This window comes from Methylobacterium sp. R2-1 (assembly GCF_014191355.1).
Lineage (GTDB): Bacteria > Pseudomonadota > Alphaproteobacteria > Rhizobiales > Beijerinckiaceae > Methylobacterium.
Genome location: NZ_JACHWM010000002.1, coordinates 84,270 through 99,889 on the forward strand (window position 1 = coordinate 84,270; position 15,620 = coordinate 99,889).

Annotated in this window: 17 protein-coding genes; 6 read left to right on the forward strand and 11 right to left on the reverse strand. The window is 68.5% G+C overall.

What is annotated here, in order from left to right; genetic code table 11:
- Positions 1-77: 77 nt before the first annotated feature.
- The 3 genes from FHU13_RS03035 to FHU13_RS03045 all read right to left on the reverse strand — a co-directional run bounded on the left by FHU13_RS03035 (position 78) and on the right by FHU13_RS03045 (position 3,538).
- Complete coding sequence (locus tag FHU13_RS03035) at positions 78-944, reverse strand: NADP-dependent methylenetetrahydromethanopterin/methylenetetrahydrofolate dehydrogenase (protein WP_183434385.1); 867 nt, start codon at positions 942-944, stop codon at positions 78-80.
- Positions 945-1,208: 264 nt separating this feature from the next.
- Positions 1,209-2,153, reverse strand: coding sequence for a D-2-hydroxyacid dehydrogenase (locus FHU13_RS03040; protein WP_183434386.1), 945 nt, complete (start codon positions 2,151-2,153; stop codon positions 1,209-1,211).
- Between the two features lie 176 nt (positions 2,154-2,329).
- Positions 2,330-3,538 carry an aminotransferase class V-fold PLP-dependent enzyme gene (locus FHU13_RS03045; RefSeq protein WP_183434387.1) on the reverse strand — a complete coding sequence of 403 codons (1,209 nt, stop codon included), beginning with the start codon at positions 3,536-3,538 and terminating at the stop codon, positions 2,330-2,332.
- A 649-nt stretch (positions 3,539-4,187) separates the two neighbouring features.
- Between FHU13_RS03045 and FHU13_RS03050 the strand changes: the two genes are divergently transcribed.
- From FHU13_RS03050 to FHU13_RS03060, 3 genes are all read left to right on the forward strand, one after another.
- Entirely contained in the window at positions 4,188-5,000 is an 813-nt protein-coding gene (locus FHU13_RS03050) for a UDP-2,3-diacylglucosamine diphosphatase (protein WP_183434388.1), read from the forward strand.
- Positions 5,001-5,032: 32 nt separating this feature from the next.
- A complete protein-coding gene (locus tag FHU13_RS03055; protein ID WP_183434389.1) occupies positions 5,033-6,097 on the forward strand; it encodes a glycosyltransferase family 1 protein in 1,065 nt (354 codons plus the stop codon).
- A gap of 86 nt (positions 6,098-6,183) precedes the next feature.
- Positions 6,184-6,831, forward strand: coding sequence for a ribonuclease HII (locus FHU13_RS03060; RefSeq protein ID WP_183434390.1), 648 nt, complete (start codon positions 6,184-6,186; stop codon positions 6,829-6,831).
- 164 nt (positions 6,832-6,995) lie between these two features.
- On the opposite strand, the gene FHU13_RS03065 is transcribed toward FHU13_RS03060, so the two are convergent.
- Positions 6,996-8,186, reverse strand: a complete 1,191-nt coding sequence (locus FHU13_RS03065) for a PA0069 family radical SAM protein (protein ID WP_183434391.1) — start codon at positions 8,184-8,186, stop codon at positions 6,996-6,998.
- Positions 8,187-8,318: 132 nt separating this feature from the next.
- Between FHU13_RS03065 and FHU13_RS03070 the strand changes: the two genes are divergently transcribed.
- Positions 8,319-8,840 (forward strand): hypothetical protein, encoded by a 522-nt coding sequence (locus tag FHU13_RS03070; RefSeq protein ID WP_183434392.1) that lies wholly within the window; start codon positions 8,319-8,321, stop codon positions 8,838-8,840.
- Between the two features lie 33 nt (positions 8,841-8,873).
- On the opposite strand, the gene FHU13_RS03075 is transcribed toward FHU13_RS03070, so the two are convergent.
- The 7 genes from FHU13_RS03075 to FHU13_RS03105 all read right to left on the reverse strand — a co-directional run bounded on the left by FHU13_RS03075 (position 8,874) and on the right by FHU13_RS03105 (position 13,664).
- A complete protein-coding gene (locus FHU13_RS03075) occupies positions 8,874-9,056 on the reverse strand; it encodes a hypothetical protein (RefSeq protein WP_183434393.1) in 183 nt (60 codons plus the stop codon).
- A 164-nt stretch (positions 9,057-9,220) separates the two neighbouring features.
- Entirely contained in the window at positions 9,221-9,388 is a 168-nt protein-coding gene (rpmG, locus tag FHU13_RS03080) for a 50S ribosomal protein L33 (protein ID WP_003602581.1), read from the reverse strand.
- Positions 9,389-9,540: 152 nt separating this feature from the next.
- Positions 9,541-10,365: a 3-methyl-2-oxobutanoate hydroxymethyltransferase gene (panB, locus tag FHU13_RS03085; RefSeq protein ID WP_183434394.1), complete on the reverse strand. Its 825-nt coding sequence runs from the start codon at positions 10,363-10,365 to the stop codon at positions 9,541-9,543.
- A 415-nt stretch (positions 10,366-10,780) separates the two neighbouring features.
- A complete protein-coding gene (locus tag FHU13_RS03090; protein WP_183434395.1) occupies positions 10,781-11,188 on the reverse strand; it encodes a thioredoxin family protein in 408 nt (135 codons plus the stop codon).
- Between the two features lie 42 nt (positions 11,189-11,230).
- Positions 11,231-11,818 (reverse strand): rhodanese-like domain-containing protein, encoded by a 588-nt coding sequence (locus FHU13_RS03095; protein ID WP_183434396.1) that lies wholly within the window; start codon positions 11,816-11,818, stop codon positions 11,231-11,233.
- A 26-nt stretch (positions 11,819-11,844) separates the two neighbouring features.
- Positions 11,845-12,660 carry a quinoprotein dehydrogenase-associated SoxYZ-like carrier gene (locus FHU13_RS03100; RefSeq protein WP_183434703.1) on the reverse strand — a complete coding sequence of 272 codons (816 nt, stop codon included), beginning with the start codon at positions 12,658-12,660 and terminating at the stop codon, positions 11,845-11,847.
- A 71-nt stretch (positions 12,661-12,731) separates the two neighbouring features.
- A complete protein-coding gene (locus FHU13_RS03105; protein ID WP_183434397.1) occupies positions 12,732-13,664 on the reverse strand; it encodes a quinoprotein relay system zinc metallohydrolase 2 in 933 nt (310 codons plus the stop codon).
- Between the two features lie 208 nt (positions 13,665-13,872).
- Here FHU13_RS03105 and FHU13_RS03110 point away from each other — a divergent pair, with 208 nt between their 5' ends.
- Both FHU13_RS03110 and FHU13_RS03115 read left to right on the forward strand, forming a co-directional pair.
- Positions 13,873-14,442 (forward strand): TetR/AcrR family transcriptional regulator, encoded by a 570-nt coding sequence (locus FHU13_RS03110; RefSeq protein WP_183434398.1) that lies wholly within the window; start codon positions 13,873-13,875, stop codon positions 14,440-14,442.
- Between the two features lie 101 nt (positions 14,443-14,543).
- Positions 14,544-15,533, forward strand: coding sequence for a GTP-binding protein (locus tag FHU13_RS03115; protein ID WP_183434399.1), 990 nt, complete (start codon positions 14,544-14,546; stop codon positions 15,531-15,533).
- Positions 15,534-15,620 lie beyond the last annotated feature (87 nt).

Sequence of the window (15,620 nt, forward strand, 5' to 3'; positions counted from 1 at the left end):
CCCTCCCCTGTCGGTTCTTGTTGGTTTGCACTGGGCAGCGCCGACGGATGCCGGCGCCACCTTTCAGGCTGTGAGCGTCAGGCCATTTCCTTGGCCAGCGCGTAGATCTGCTCGGCGTCGAACACGCCCTCAGTCGATTCGAACAGCTTGGCGATGCAGGCACGGTGCAGCTTGAGCTTGAGGCCACCGATGCCGAGGGCGCCGAAGCTCTTCTTGCCGTGGCGCTCCTTGGCCTTGTCCATCGCGTCGATGCCGCCGAAGCCGAGCGGGGGCTGGGCGTTGTAGTCGGCCACGATCTCGATCGAGGCCTCGTCCTTCCAGCCGGATTCCGGCAGCAGCTCGATGCCGATGGCACCGGCGGAGAAGATCAGGTTCTGCCCCTTCACCAGGGCGACGCGGGAGGCCTCATCCGGGGTGGCGGCGGCCTTCACGTTGACGCCGAAGCGCTTGTTGACGGCATCCGCCGCGGCCTGCGCCCGGTCGAGCTGGCGAGCGGCGAGGATCACCTCGGCGCCTTCCTTGGCCAGCAGCGCGGCCGAACGCATGCCGACCGGGCCGGTGCCGGCGAGCACAACCGCCTTCTTGCCCTGGACCGAGCCTCCGGCCGCCTTGACGACCAGGGCGACGCCCGCGGCTGCCGTGGTGTTCGAGCCGTTGGAGTCCAGCATGGTCGAGACGCGGAACGGGCCGAAGAAGCGCTTCTTGACCGCCTCGAACACCGCCTCGCCTGCGGCCATGTTGCCGCCGCCGACGAAGATCGCGGTCGACTTCTTCTCCGAGCCGCCGCGGGTGTAGATCGTGCCGTCCACGAGCGCGCCGACATTGTCCGTCGTCACGTTGCCGTAGCCGGTGATGTGGTCGGCGCCGCCGTCATAGCCGACGACCGTGTCGAACACGCTCGGAACCGCGTCGGTGTCGAACAGGAAGAGAAGCTTCTTGGTCATTGTGCCTCTGGCTGTTGGCTGGCCGCGCGGATGAGCACACGGCGCGTTTTCATGGACGACGATCCGGCGCTTCTCGCGGCGCCGATCACCCTCACTCTCGAAACCGTTTTCGACCGGATGGTCCCATCCCCACCCTCGCCCTGAGGTGCCGGAGCGTAGCGCGGGCCTCGAAGGTTGCTCCAGGGATCGCGCGGGATCTGGAGGATCCTTCGAGGCCGCTTCGCGGCACCCGAGGATGAGGGTGAGAGCGGGAGACCCGAAGGTCTACGCCTCGACGACGTTCTGCGGCTTGCCCGCGACAAAGGCCTCGACGTTGTCCACGAGCTGGTCGGCGAGGATCTGCATCGCCTCCTTGCTCGCCCAGGCCACGTGCGGGGTGACGATCAGGTTCGGCAGGTCGGCGTCGCAGAGGATGTTGCCGTCCTTCGGAGGCTCCTGCGCCACGACGTCGAAGCCGGCACCGCCGATGGTGCCGTCCTTGAGCGCCTGGAGCAGGGCCGCCTCGTCCACCAACCCGCCGCGGGCGGTGTTGATGAGGATCGCGGACTTCTTCATCTTCTTGAGCTGCTCGGCCCCGATCATGTTCTTGGTGTCGGGGGTCAGCGGCACGTGGAGCGTGATGACGTCGGACTGGGTCAGGATCGTCTCGAGATCCACGAGCCCATCCTGCGGGAACACGTCATAGGCCAGCACCTTCATGCCGAGGGCCTCGGCCCGCTTGGCGATCGATTTACCGAGCGCGCCGTAGCCGATGATGCCGAGCGTCGAGCCGGCGATGTCGTAGATCGGGTAGTCGAAGTAGCAGAACTGCTTAGACTTGTTCCAATTACCCCGTCGCACGGAATTCGCGTAGGGCACGATCGCCCGGCGCAGCGCGAACATCAGGCCGACCACGTGCTCGGGCACGGTGTTGAAGGCGTAGTTGCGGATGTTGACGACCGTGATGCCCTGGGCTTTCGCCGCGGCCTTGTCGACGACGTCCGTGCCGGTGGCGGCCACCGCGATCAGCTTCAGGTCGGGAAGCTGCTTCAGCGTGTCGGCGCGCATCGGCACCTTGTTGATCATCGCGATCTCGGCGCCCTGAAGGCGCTCGACGATCTCCTCCGGCGTCCAGGTCGACTCGTATTCCTTGTACTCGTGCGGGAAGTTGAATTCGCGCACGGTCGCGTCGAGCGACTCGCGATCGAGGAAGACGACTTTCTTTGTCATTCTGGACCCCTTCCGGATCGACCGGCGGGCGTTACGCCGGCCCCGTTTCCTCACCTGCCCTGAAGCGTCTCCCGCTAGATGGGCCGGCAAGCCGGACGTTCCGCGGGGCGCCTTTCTCTACTTAGCGGAAGCGGCGCCGTTGGAACCGGCACCGCCTCCAAAAATCAGGCCTGAAATCAGGCCTTGGCGAGGGGGTTCTCGCGCAGGTAGCTGGAGGCCGCGGCCACGCCCGAACCCGGCGTCACCTTCACGCCGTTGTCGAGGAGCGACATCTCGGCACCGACGATCGCGCCGAGCAGGGACAGCTCGTTCAGGTCACCGACATGGCCGATGCGGAACACCTTGCCCGCGACCTGGGACAGGCCGGCGCCGAGCGCGAGGTTGTAGCGCACGTAGGCGTGCTTGATGATCTTGGCCGCGTCCACACCCTCGGGCGCCAGGATGGCGGTGACGGTGTCGGAGTTCCACTCCGGCGACTTGGCGCAGGTCTTCAGGCCCCAGGCCGCGACGGCCTGGCGGGTCGCCTCGCCGAGCACAGCGTGGCGGTGATAGACGTTCTCCAGCCCTTCCTCGAACAGGCAGGCGAGCGCCTCGCGCAGGCCGTAGAGCAGCGGCAGCGGCGGAGTGTAGGGGAAGTAGCCGGCGCCGTTCTGCTTCTTGTGGTCTTCCCAGTCGAAGTAGACGCGGGCAAGCCGGTCGTTGCGGCCCGACGAGCCCTCGGCCGCCTTGAGCGCCTTCGGGCTGACGCAGATCACGCCGAGGCCGGCGGGAAGCATCAGACCCTTTTGCGAGCCGGCGATGGCGCAATCGACCTTCCACTCGTCGGCGTAGAACGGCAGCGAGCCGATCGAGGACACGCCGTCGACGAAGAGCAGGGCCGGGTGGCCGGCAGCGTCGATCGCCTTGCGCACGGCGCCGATATTCGAGGTCACGCCGGTGGCGGTCTCGTTGTGGACCACCATGACGGCCTTGATCTCATGGTTCTTGTCGGCGCGCAGGGCCTCCTCGATCTTCTCGGGCTTGGCGCCGGTGCCCCACTCCTCTTCCTGGACGATCACGTCCAGGCCGAGGCGCTGGGCCATGTCGATCCAGAGGTGGCTGAACTGGCCGTAGCGGGCGGTCAGCACCTTGTCGCCGCGGGCGAGCGTGTTGGTCAGCGCCGATTCCCAGATACCGGTGCCGGAGGCCGGGAACAGGAAGATCGTGCCCTCGGTCGAGCCGAACACCTTCTTGGTGTCCTCGAACAGCGGCTTCGTCAGGGACGGGAAGTCGACCGAGCGGTGATCCTCGGACTGCACCATCATGGCGCGCATCACCCGGTCCGGGATGTTGGTCGGGCCGGGAACGAACAGGTGGTTGCGTCCCGGACGTCTCGTTGCCGCCATGAAAGTTTCCTCCAATTAAGTCGTTCTGGGCAGGTCGGCCCTTCGCGGCCGCGATCCCGCCCGATCCTGATGGCGAGCGCAAGCCCGCCGTGAAACGTCGTTCAGTCCCGCCGCGCCGCCGCGCAAAAGGCCTCTCGCGGGCCGGGACCATACCACTGCGATGTCGGATCGTTGACCGTCCCGGAGCGGCGAAGCGGCCATCATGCCACCCGCGTCGCGGCGCGTGCAGCAGCGCCGGTCGCCTCCAGAGGACCGAACCCTCGATGCGTCAGCTTCGCGCCGCATTCAAGCGCGCTCCTGCTGATTGTCCAGCGCTCCCATCCTTCACGGCCATTCCCGTACCCTTGCCCGCACCTCTGCCGGGTGCTGTGGCGCAAGCGCGAGGCACGCGCGGCGGATGACCTTGGCCGCCGTTATGCCTCCCCTGCCAGGGAATGGAAAACGGAAAAAACTGAACTGAAAAACAAAAAGATTTTCGTATGCACAGGCCGCGGGCAGGGTCTGCGGCGGGCCGGGCACGGGGTGACGGGAGGACGTTCGCGCGATCGGCGCGCGGCAGGATGATGCGTGCCGCCGTCATCAAACTGAGATCGGAATGCGATTTGGCTCTTCCCCGTCGCGATGCGGTTGCGAGGAGCCGGAGGCGCCCGTGTCCCAAGATCCGGAATCGACCATCCGCGTTCGGACGCTGTTTCTGTCCGATCTTCATCTCGGCACCAAAGGCTGCCAAGCGGCCCTGTTGCTCGATTTCCTGCGCGACGTCGATGCCGATACGATCTACCTCGTCGGCGACATCGTGGACGGCTGGCAGCTCCGCTCGGGCTGGTACTGGCCGCAGGCGCACAACGACGTGGTGCAGAAGCTGCTGCGCAAGGTGCGCAAGGGCGCCCACGTCGTCTACGTGCCCGGCAACCACGACGAGTTCCTGCGCGACTATATCGGCATGACCTTCGGCGGCATCGAGATCGCCGACAGCCGGGTCCACGTCGCGGCCGACGGCAAGCGCTACCTCGTCATCCACGGCGACCAGTTCGACATGGTCGTGCGCCACTCCAAGTGGCTCGCGCATCTGGGTGACTGGGCCTACACCACGGCGCTCACCGTCAACACCGTGGTCAACCGGGTGCGCCGCCGCCTGGGGCTCGCCTACTGGTCGCTCTCGGCCTGGGCCAAGCTGAAGGTGAAGAACGCGGTCAACTTCATCGGCCAGTTCGAGACCTTCCTCGCCACCGAAGCCCGGCGCCAGGGCGCCGACGGGGTGATCTGCGGCCATATCCACCACGCGGCCCACCGCGAGGTCGAGGGGCTCACCTACCTCAACACCGGCGATTGGGTGGAATCCTGCACCGGCATCGTCGAGCATTACGACGGCCGCATGGAGGTGCTGCACTACCCGACCATGCTGCGCGCGCGCCGCGCCGCGGAGAACTTCGAACCCGAGATCCGCCGCGCCGTCGCCTGACGCCGAGTGATGGAATCCCCCATGAGGCCGGCATGAGGCTGCTGCTCGCCACCGATGCGTGGCACCCGCAGGTCAACGGCGTGGTGCGCTCCGTCGAGCGCATGGCCGAGGCCGCCGCCGGGCTCGGCGTCGAGCCGCTGATGCTGACGCCCGCCGACTTCGCGTCATTGCCGATGCCGGGCTATTCCGAGATCCGGCTCTCCCTCGTCACGAGGGGCCGGGTGCTGGAGCGCTGGAAGCGGCTCGCGCCGACCCACGTGCACATCGCCACCGAGGGCCCGATCGGCCACGCGGTGCGCGCCGCGTGCCTGGCGAGGGGGCAGGCCTTCACCACGAGCTATCACACCCGCTTTCCCGAGTACCTCGCCGCCCGCGCGCCCGTGCCTGAGGCCTGGAGCTACGCGTGGCTGCGCCGCTTCCACGCGGCGGCGAGCGGCACCATGGTCAGCACGCCCTCGCTGGAGCGCGAGCTGGCGGGGCGCGGCTTCACCCACCTGATGCGCTGGACACGGGGCGTCGACACCGACCTGTTCCGCCCTCGCGACGAGGACGCGCTGCCCGACCTGCCGCGCCCGATCTTCCTCTCGGTCGGGCGGCTGGCGGTGGAGAAGAACCTCGCCGCCTTTCTCGCCCTCGATCTGCCGGGCTCCAAGGTCGTGGTCGGCGACGGGCCGGACCGGGCCCGGCTCCAGGCGCTGGCGCCCGACGCGCATTTCCTCGGCGCGCGGACCGGCGAGGCCCTGGCGCGGATCTACGCGAGCGCCGACGCCTTCGTCTTCCCGAGCCTGACCGACACCTTCGGCATCGTACTGCTCGAAGCCCTGGCCTCCGGTCTGCCGGTGGCGGCATTTCCCGTTACCGGTCCGCTCGACGTCATCGGCGGCACCGGTGCGGGCGCCCTCGATACGGACCTGCGCGCGGCGGCCCTTGCCGCGCTCGCGATTCCGCGGACGCGCTGCCGGGCGGAAGCCCTGCGCTACACCTGGGCCGAGAGCGCGCGCCAGTTCTACGACAACATCGCGACCGCCCACGCGCTGGGGCCGGTGCAGCGCTCTGCCCGCTGCCCGAGCGGTGCCGCGCTGCCCCGCCCCGGCTGATCCATTTTCGTCACAAGGCTGATTGTCCGCCGGGTTTTCAGCCGCACCGGGATGACCGCCGGCCGCGGGGATGCGAGGGTCCGCGCATGGCCCCCGGTCCGAAATCCGCGAAAGCCCGCCCGTTCGATCCCGCCCTCGCCGCGCGCTATCCGGCCGTGATCGGCTGCGACGAAGTCGGGCGCGGCGCGCTGTGCGGGCCGGTGATGGTGGCGGCCGTCTGGTTCGATCCGCTCGCTTTCCCGCCCGAGATCCTGGCCCGGCTTGATGACAGCAAGCGCCTCGACCGCGCCGCGCGCGAGGCGCTGACACCGCTGATCCGGGCGCATGCACGGGTCTCGCTCGCGGCGGGCTCGCGGGCGCTGGTGGACCGGGTGAACGTGCGTGGCGCTACCCTCGACGCCATGCGCCGGGCGGTCGCGGGTCTCGGCCTCGACGCGACCGTGCTGGTGGATGGGCGCGACGCCATTCCGGGTCTCGCCCAACCCTGCCGCGCCGTGGTCGGCGGCGACCGCCTCGTGCCGCAGATCGCCGCCGCCTCCATCGTCGCCAAGACGTTTCGCGATGATCTGATGCGCCGGCTCGCCCCGCGCCACCCCGCCTATGCCTGGGAGCGCAACGCCGGCTACGGCACCGCCGCCCACCTCGCCGGTCTCACCGCGAAGGGCCGCAGCCCGCATCACCGGGTAAGTTTCACGGGCCGGTTCGAGGCCGCGGGCATCGTTTCAGGCTCGTGACGCCGTTTTCGGATTGATCGCCTCGGGTCCTGCCGCTCTCCGTCATCGCGAGCGTCAGCGAAGCGATCCGGCGGCGCGACCTATCCGGAAGACTCGCGCCCTGGATTGCCACGGCTTCGCCTCGCAATGACGGAGGAGAGACCGAGACCATGGCGCGAGCCCACTCAAAACAGCGCCAACTGATCTCCCACCCGCGGCGGGACGCGAAAAAGCTCCGTCGTCTGGCGGACCGGCGCCTCCGGAAACCCGAGGCGCCGCTTGGCGAGCGCGAAGCGGCGACGGATCAGGTCGGCGTAGGAGCCCTGGCCGATCATGCGGGTGCCGAAGGCGGCGTCGTAGGTCTTGCCGCCGCGGGCCGCGCTCAGCAGGGAGAAGACGTGCGCCTTGCGCCCCGGATAATGCTCCGTGAACCAGTCGCCGACGAGGTCGTCGAGTTCGTGCGGCAGACGCAACAGCACGTAGTTCGCCTCTCGCGCCCCCGCCGCCCGCGACGCCTCCAGGATCGCCTCGACCTCGTGGTCGTTGAGCGAGGGAATGAGAGGCGCGGCGATCACCATCACCGGCACGCCCGCCTCGCTCAAACTGCGGATCGCCTCCAGGCGCTTGCGCGGATGGGGCGCGCGCGGCTCCATGCGCCGCGCCAGATCCGGATCCAGGGTGGTGACCGAGATCGCCACCTTCACGAGATTCTGCGCCGCCATCTCCGCCAGCAGATCGCGGTCGCGCAGGATCAGGTTCGACTTGGTGACGATGCCGACCGGATGGCGGAAGCGGGCCAGCACCTCGAGTACGGCGCGGGTGAGGCCGTGCGTGCGCTCGATCGGCTGGTAGGGATCGGTCGCGGTGCCGAGCGCGATGGTCCGCGGTTGATATCCCGGCGCGGATAATTCCCGCTCCAGAAGGGCCGCCGCATCGGGTTTCGAGAACAGCCGCGTCTCGAAATCGAGGCCCGGCGAGAGGCCGACATAGCTGTGGTTGGGCCGGGCGAAGCAGTAGATGCAGCCGTGCTCGCAGCCGCGATACGGGTTGATCGAGCGGTCGAACGGGATGTCCGGCGAGGCGTTGCGGGTGATGATGTGGCGGGCGCGCTCCGGCGTCACCTCGGTGCGCCGGGAGCGCTCCGCCTCCTCCGGCCAGCCATCGTCGAAGGTCTCGCGCCGGGTCGCCTCGAAGCGCCCATCCGGGTTCACGGTGGCCCCGCGCCCGCGCCGCGCCTCGGGCGCGACCCGAGAACCGTCCCCGCGAGAGCCGCCGTGCCGGGCGCGATCCAGCCGGCCCTGAAGCGGCGTCCGTTCGTCTCCCACCCCGAAGCCCCTCGTCACGGCGCCGCTCTGCCCCTGTCTTCTTAAGAACATAACAGGAACATTGAAAGCCGGAATGCACAAGATTGATGCAGGTACGGGCTTTCTCCCTCATTCGGGGCCGTCCGCGGGAGCGGCGGCGCAACGAAGGCTTTGCGAGGGCGTAAAATCGGTTATTCGCGCGGCATGATCTCCGGCCTCATCCACGTGGCACGATCCGCCGACCCGGCGGCGATCGAGTGCCTCGCCGACACGCTGAGCGCGCTCGTCGCGGGCGTGGCAGCCGGACTCGTGGGCGATGCGGTGATCGTGACGGCGGAGGGCTGCTCCGCCCTGGAGACCGTGGCCGAGGGCAGCGGCGCCACCCTGGTGGTCCGCCCGCCCGGCGCCAACCCGTGGAGCGCGGGCGCGCGGGCTGCGCGGCGCGAGTGGCTGCTGTGCCTGGAGCCGGGCGACATCCCGGCGGAGGGCTGGATCCGCAGTCTCGACCGCTTCGTCGGAACCGCCCGTCCGGACATGGCGCTCGGGCGGATGCGTCGCGCGCACACCGCCCTGCCGGCCCGGATCGCCGCACGGGGCGAGAGCGTCGTCGGCGTGCGCGGCCCACGGCCGGGCGACGTGGTGCGGCGCGAGCGGCTGCTCGCGGGCCTGCCCTTCTCACCCCGGCTCAAGGTACGGATGCTGTCGGCCCGGCTCGACCGCAGTTGAGAGCGGCGGCCCCGGGGCTTGGGCGCGCTGAAATCAACTGACCCGAAACCACGCCGGCGCGGCACGCATCAGCACCATCACTGCGGCGGCCGCGAGCGCCGCGCCTACCGTCATCTCGGCCGAATGCGCGTATCCGGCGCGCTCAAGGACCGTGGCGGTGGAAGCGATCGTCAGCGCGATGCCGGCGGGAACAAGATGCGAGGCAGAGGCGTTCATACCCCTTGCTCTACATGATCTCGCTTGCGCGAGGGTGGTCGTCCGCGTCGGCGTGCCGACAAAATCCCCCGCGCCCCGCCCCAGACGCGAAAGGCCGCCCCGTTGCCGGAGCGGCCCTGAAACATCCGCGAAGGGATGGAAGCAAAGGCTTACTTGACCTCGCCTTACTTGATCTTGGCTTCCTTGAACTCGACGTGCTTGCGCGCGACCGGGTCATACTTCTTCATGACCATCTTCTCGGTCTGCGTGCGGGAGTTCTTCTTCGTAACGTAGAAGTAGCCCGTATCGGCGGTCGAGACGAGGCGGATCTTGACGGTAACGGCCTTGGCCATGGCGTGGCGCTCCTAAAGCGGGTCGAGGGGCGATTCGCTGGTGGCGCGCCAGCGCGGGCGAAACGCAAAAGGCCGGGAAGCCCCGGCCGAATTCCGGCGCGGTCAATGCCCGATGGAGACCATTTCGTCAAGCCGCAGGCCGGGCCGCAAGCTCACCGCGGCGGGTAGGTGTGCCCCTCCGCCGGGAAGCGGCCCGCCTGCACTTCGTCGGCGTAGGCGCGCACCGCCTCCTCGATATGGGCGCGCAGCGATCCGAAGCTCTTGACGAATTTCGGCACCCGGTCGCTCAATCCCAGCATGTCTTCGAGCACGAGGATCTGCCCGTCGCAGGCCGCGGTGGCGCCGATGCCGATGGTCGCGGCGCGGATCGCGGGGTCGGTGGCGATGGCCCGCGCCACCGGTTCGACGATGCCTTCCATGACGATGGAGAAGGCGCCCGCATCGCTGATCGCGCGGGCATCGGCACGCAGCCGGTCCTCGTCGCCGGCCCCGTGCCCCTGCACCTTGAAGCCGCCCATCGTGTTCACGGATTGGGGGGTAAGGCCGATATGGCCCATCACCGGCACGCCCCGCTCGGTCAGGAAGGCGACCGTCTCGGCGAATCGCGCGCCCCCCTCGAGCTTGATCGCCCCGGCGCCCGTCTCCTTGAGGACCCGAGCGGCGTTGAGGAAGGCCTGCTCGCGGCTCGCCTCGTAGGAGCCGAACGGCATGTCGACCACGACCAGAGCGCGCGAGGTCCCGCGCATCACGGCCTGGGCCTGGAGAATCATCATCTCCAGGGTCACCGGCAGGGTCGATTCCATCCCGTGCATGACCATACCGAGCGAATCGCCGACCAGGACGAAGTCGCAATAGGCATCGACGATGCGGGCAGTGTGCGCGTGATAGGCGGTGAGCGCGATGATCTTGCGCCCCTCGGCCTTGCGCTTGATCAGATCGACCGCCTGGAGACGACGGGTTTGAACGACCTGCGACATGGCTCGTGATCCGGAAGGCTGCCATTCCCGGGGTGCCCGGCGGGCCGGGCATGGCATGCGGAACGCCTCTATAAGCCCGTTCGCGCCGCCTCGCAGGGGGCATATGGGCCGGTTCCGGTGGATCGGAAGAGAAGTGTTACCCGGAGGGGGCCTTGCCTTCTCCTGCGGCGACGTTCTGGTTCTTCGCGTCGCAGCCGCTGGAAGTAGCGGCCGACAATCGATGTGAAGGTTGCTTCAGTCGCTCCGCTTGCCCTTTTCGGGCGTTTCCTCCCTAGACTTCGAACCACCTCCGGGTTCGCCGTTTTTCCGCCACATCTCAACCGGTGTCAATGGCACAGCCTGATGATCGAGAGGCTTGAGATCGCTCGAAAATTAGGCTCGCGAGCCGGCTCGGCCGCATGATGGCAGCAATGTGTCAGAGCGCTTTTTCGAGGAGTTGCTCGATCCATTCGGGCTGTGTCTCGCCGACCGAGCGGGCAACCTCGGCTTTGCCCTTGTAGACGATGAGCGTGCTCTGCATCTGCGCCCCGAACCGGCGTACAAGGTCGCGCTGACTGTCAAAGTCGATCGTGAAGATGGCGAGCGTTCTGAAGCGCGGATCGGCCGAGAGCGCGGCCAGGATCGGCTTTTGCGTCCGGCAGATCGGGCACCAGGGCGCCGAGATCTGTACGAGGACCGGTCGCCCTTCACCCTGCGCCGTCTCGAAGGCCGTCGCGTCAAAGGCGACAGGCTCGGCCGCGTGCCCGACAACGGGCAGGCCGCAGCCCAGGAGCCCGGAAAGGAGCGCGGCCCCGAGGACGAGAACGTGGCGGCGGGTCGTCATCGCTTCATCCTCAGCACATCCTCACGGCGCCTCGCTGCCCTGTCAGCGCTGGGCCGCGCGCCCGTTGCCGGACTCGGCCCAGGCCGGATCGGGCTTGACGACGGCGGTGTCGTGGTCGTCCTGCCAGCCCTCGACGCCGAGGGGGAACCAGTGGACGCGGCTGTAGCCGGCCGCGACCAGCCGCTTGCCGGCGTTCCAGCTCCCCCAGCATTCCGGCCGGCAGAAGGTCACGACGGGCTTGGCCCTGTCGCCGCCGGTCAACTCGGCGACCCGCCGCAGGAAGGCCTCCTCCTTCTCGGGCGGCAGCGGCGCGCCGCCGGCACCAGGCATCCAGACGGCGCCGGGGATCGAGCGGTGCGTCGGCAGCCAGGGCCGGTCGGCGGGCAGGCCCGCCGGCCGGTGGTCGGCGAGCACCACGTCGATGAGGACCGGGCCTTCCGGCAGCAGCGCTTCGAGCCCCTTCCGGTCGACCACCGTCGCGCCCTTGAGGGTCGCCGGGGTGTAGCCCCGCGGCGGCCCGGTATAGAGCCCGTCCGGCTCCGGCACGTTGACCGGCGAGTCGGCGGGTCCGGCCGCGCCGAGCAGGAGTCCCAGGGCCGTGAGGGCCGCGACCCTGGCGATCACCCGCATGCTCCGCCCCCTTCGCCCTCTCGACATCAGTTGCTCGCGGAGGGGAGCGGGAAGCTGTGCTCCCAGCGGCCGCCCTGGTTGTCGGACACCACGACCTTGATCGGCCCCTGGATGTCGGGCCGCATCGCGAAGTTGATGACCGGGTTCGAGGCGATCGAGATGTCACCGTCGAGGTGGAACACCAGCGTGTCGCCCGAGGTCACGTCGACCCTCTCGATGTAGCGGGCGGGCGTGTAGTCGCGGGTGATCTGGTTCATCTGCATGCCCGAGAAATTCGGATGGCGGATCATCAGCGTCGCCTCGATCGGCTTGCCGGCCTGAGGCTCGCCGACGAACTTCATGCGCATCTCGCCCATGCCCTTCATCGCCTCCTCGTCGCTCATGCCCATCGGTGCCGAGCAGCCGCCGGAGGCTTTGACGAACTTGGCGGATTCGAGGAGCCGCCCGTCCTTGGTCTCCACCACGGCATGGACGTTGGTGTAGTTGTTCACCCGCACCCGCAGCTTGATCTCACCCGGGTCGGCGGCCGGGCCGAAGGTAAAGTGCGCCGCGTAGGGCGAGGGGTTGTCGTCGATGACGAAATAGAGACCCTTCACGCTGTCCTTGTCCGCGAGCGTCAGGCCGATCGGCACCAGTGCGGCGTCGAGGGCGCGGGCGGGCGCGTCGATGGTCACCGCGCGCTCGCTGGCCTCGGCCTTCCGGTCGCCGAAGATCGACGTCTTGATCTCGGTCCAGCGGACGGCGCGCTCCTCGTCGGTATCGGTGGCGCCGGCCATGACCGGGGCAGGCGCGAGCGCCGCTGCGGAGAGCGTCAGGCCAAGGGCAAGCATCAGGCGTTTCATGGGAAAACGTGTCATGGCGAGGCCTTTCATGGCGGGTCTCCTTCCCGGAAGTCCCCCGAAGCGTGCGGCGGTCATTCCCACTCGAGTTCTTGGTAGGCCTGAGTGACGTTGCGGCCGTTATAGGTGTCGAACAAGGCCCAGCGATCCTTCTCGCCCTGCGCCACCGTCCGCACCGCCGTCTCGATCGGCACGCCGGCAGCCACCGCCTTGCGGGTCTCGTCGCGCAGGGCCGAGAGATAACGCGCGAGATCGGCCATCGCCGGCGCGAAGGCGACCCGAGTCGGGCCGTGACCCGGCACGGCATCGGCGGCTCCCATCGCCTTCAGGCGCTCGATCTCCTTGAACCAGCCGAGCAGGCTGCCGTCGAGCGAGGGGACGCGGCCGACGAACAGGAGGTCGGCGGGAAACAGGAGCCCGCTGCCGGTGTCGAACATCGACAGGTCGCAGGTCGTGTGCGCGCTGCCATGGGCGGTGAGCCGGAGGATACGGTCGCCGAGATCGATCTCCGCCCCATCCTTCACGTCCATCGTCGGGTAGACGACCTCGCCCGCTTTGTCTCCTCCGAGGATCTCGGCCAGGCGCTGGCGGTAGAATTCGCCGCGGGCATCGAGGGCGCCGCGCAAGGCGGCATGGCCGACGAAGGTCGGGTTGTCGCCGCGGAAGGCGGCGGCACCGAAGACGTGGTCGGGATGCACGTGGGTCAGCATCACGTAACGGATCGGCTTGTCGGTGCGCCGGGCGATCTCCCGGCGAAGCCACTGCCCGTCGGCGAGGCTGCCGCCGGATTCGGTGACGAGCACACCGTCGCGCCCGATGATGAAGCCGATATTTGCGATGCCGTCGGCGTTCTCCGGCGTCGCCTCGGCGTCGGGCCCCCGCCGGATGAAGACGCCCGGCGCGACCTCGTCCATCGACAGCGCGTCGGCCGCGAAACCGGGCCGCGGCAGGCAGCACAGGCAGAGCCCGCCGAGCAGGGCCGCGCGCCGCGTGAGGGAGGGGATCACCGCGTGCCTCCGCTCGGCCCCAGACCCAGGCACGACCGTGCCGCCATCAGCCGCTCCCTCCCGATGAATTTACCGATATATTGCAAACCATCTAGTAGGTAGATTTTTCGGCCGTCAAGTGCCAGCATCGGGGAACGGACGGGCCCGTCGCGATCACGTGATCAGCCGGACAGGGACGGACCACGAGTGGACGGACGGTAGACGGACGATGAGAGACACGCGCGCGTCGCTCCTCAGCGAGGCCGAGATCCTGGTGCGCGGCCGGGGCTATTCCGGCTTCAGCTACGCCGACCTCGCCGAGGCGGTCGGCATCCGCAAGGCGAGCATCCACCACCATTTCCGTACAAAGGAAGCGCTCGCCCAGGCGCTGATCGAGGCCTACGACGCGCGCTACGACGCGGCGCTCGACACGATTGCGGGCGCGACCGGCGACGGGGTCGCCCGGATCGAGGCCTATGGCCGGCTCTATCTCGGCGGGGTCGAGCAGGGGCTCGGCTGCCTGTGCGCGGCGCTCGCCGTCGAGCTGGAGACGCTGCCCGAGGCTCTGCGCCGGGCCATTACCGCCTTCTTCGACAAGCACATCGCCTGGCTCGCCGGTGTGATCGAGGAGGGTCAGATCGACGGCAGCGTTCGCGCTGGTCTCGATCCGCAGGCCCATGCCCGGATGGTCGTGGCGACGCTGGAGGGGTCGCTGCTGCTGGAGCGTTTCCTCGCCGGGCCGGAAGGGTTCGGGCGGACGCTGGCGGCCTTGAGCGCGGGGCTGCGGCCAGCCTCCTGACCGTTACAGGGCCGGGATGCGTCACGGCGGCCTTCCACGGCCGCCCGATGATACAATATGACAGGTATCACTGCCCTGATGTACCCGTCCCAGGATTCCGTATGTCCGACGCCTCCCCCCTCACCGCCTCGTCCCAGAAGATCCCGGTGACGGTGCTCACCGGCTATCTCGGAGCCGGCAAGACGACGCTGCTCAACCGCATCCTCACCGAACAGCACGGCAAGCGCTACGCCGTGATCGTCAACGAGTTCGGCGAGATCGGCATCGACAACGACCTCGTGGTCGGCGCCGACGAGGAGGTGTTCGAGATGAACAACGGCTGCGTCTGCTGCACCGTGCGCGGCGACCTGATCCGCATCATGGACGGGCTGGTGAAGCGCCGCGGCAAGTTCGACGCGATCATCGTCGAGACCACCGGACTGGCCGACCCCGCTCCGGTCGCCCAGACCTTCTTCGTCGATCAGGATGTCGGCGAGGCCGCCCGCCTCGACGCGGTGGTGACGGTGGCCGACGCCAAGTGGCTCACCGCCCGGCTCAGCGACGCGCCCGAGGCCAAGAACCAGATCGCCTTCGCCGACGTGATCCTGCTCAACAAGGCCGATCTCGTCTCGGGCGAAGACCTCGACCGGGTCGAGGGCCAGATCCGCGCGATCAATCCTTGGGCCAAGGTCCACCGCACCGAGCGCTGCGCGATCCCGCTCGATCAGGTGCTCGACCGCAACGCCTTCGACCTCTCGCGCATCCTCGACGTGGAGCCCGACTTCCTGGAGGAGGGCCACCACCATCACCACGATGAGCAGATGCAGTCGGTCTCGGCCAAGATCGACGGCCCGGTCGACCCGGAGAAGTTCATGCCCTGGATCTCGAACCTGACCCAGGTTCAGGGACCGGACATCCTGCGCTGCAAGGGCATCGTCGCCTTCCCCGACGAGCCGAAGCGCTTCGTCTTCCAGGGTGTGCACATGATCCTCGACGGCGACGTCCAGGGGGAGTGGGGCGCCGATGAGCCGCGTGTCTCCCGCGTCGTCTTCATCGGCCGCAACCTCGATGCGGACGCGATCCGCGAAGGGTTTTACGACTGCAAGGCGTAAGGCGACGCTTCCCCGGTTCGAAAGCGTCTATAAAAATGGGCCGCCCTCGCGGGCAGCCCTTTCTCATCACCGATGGCTCGACGGGAC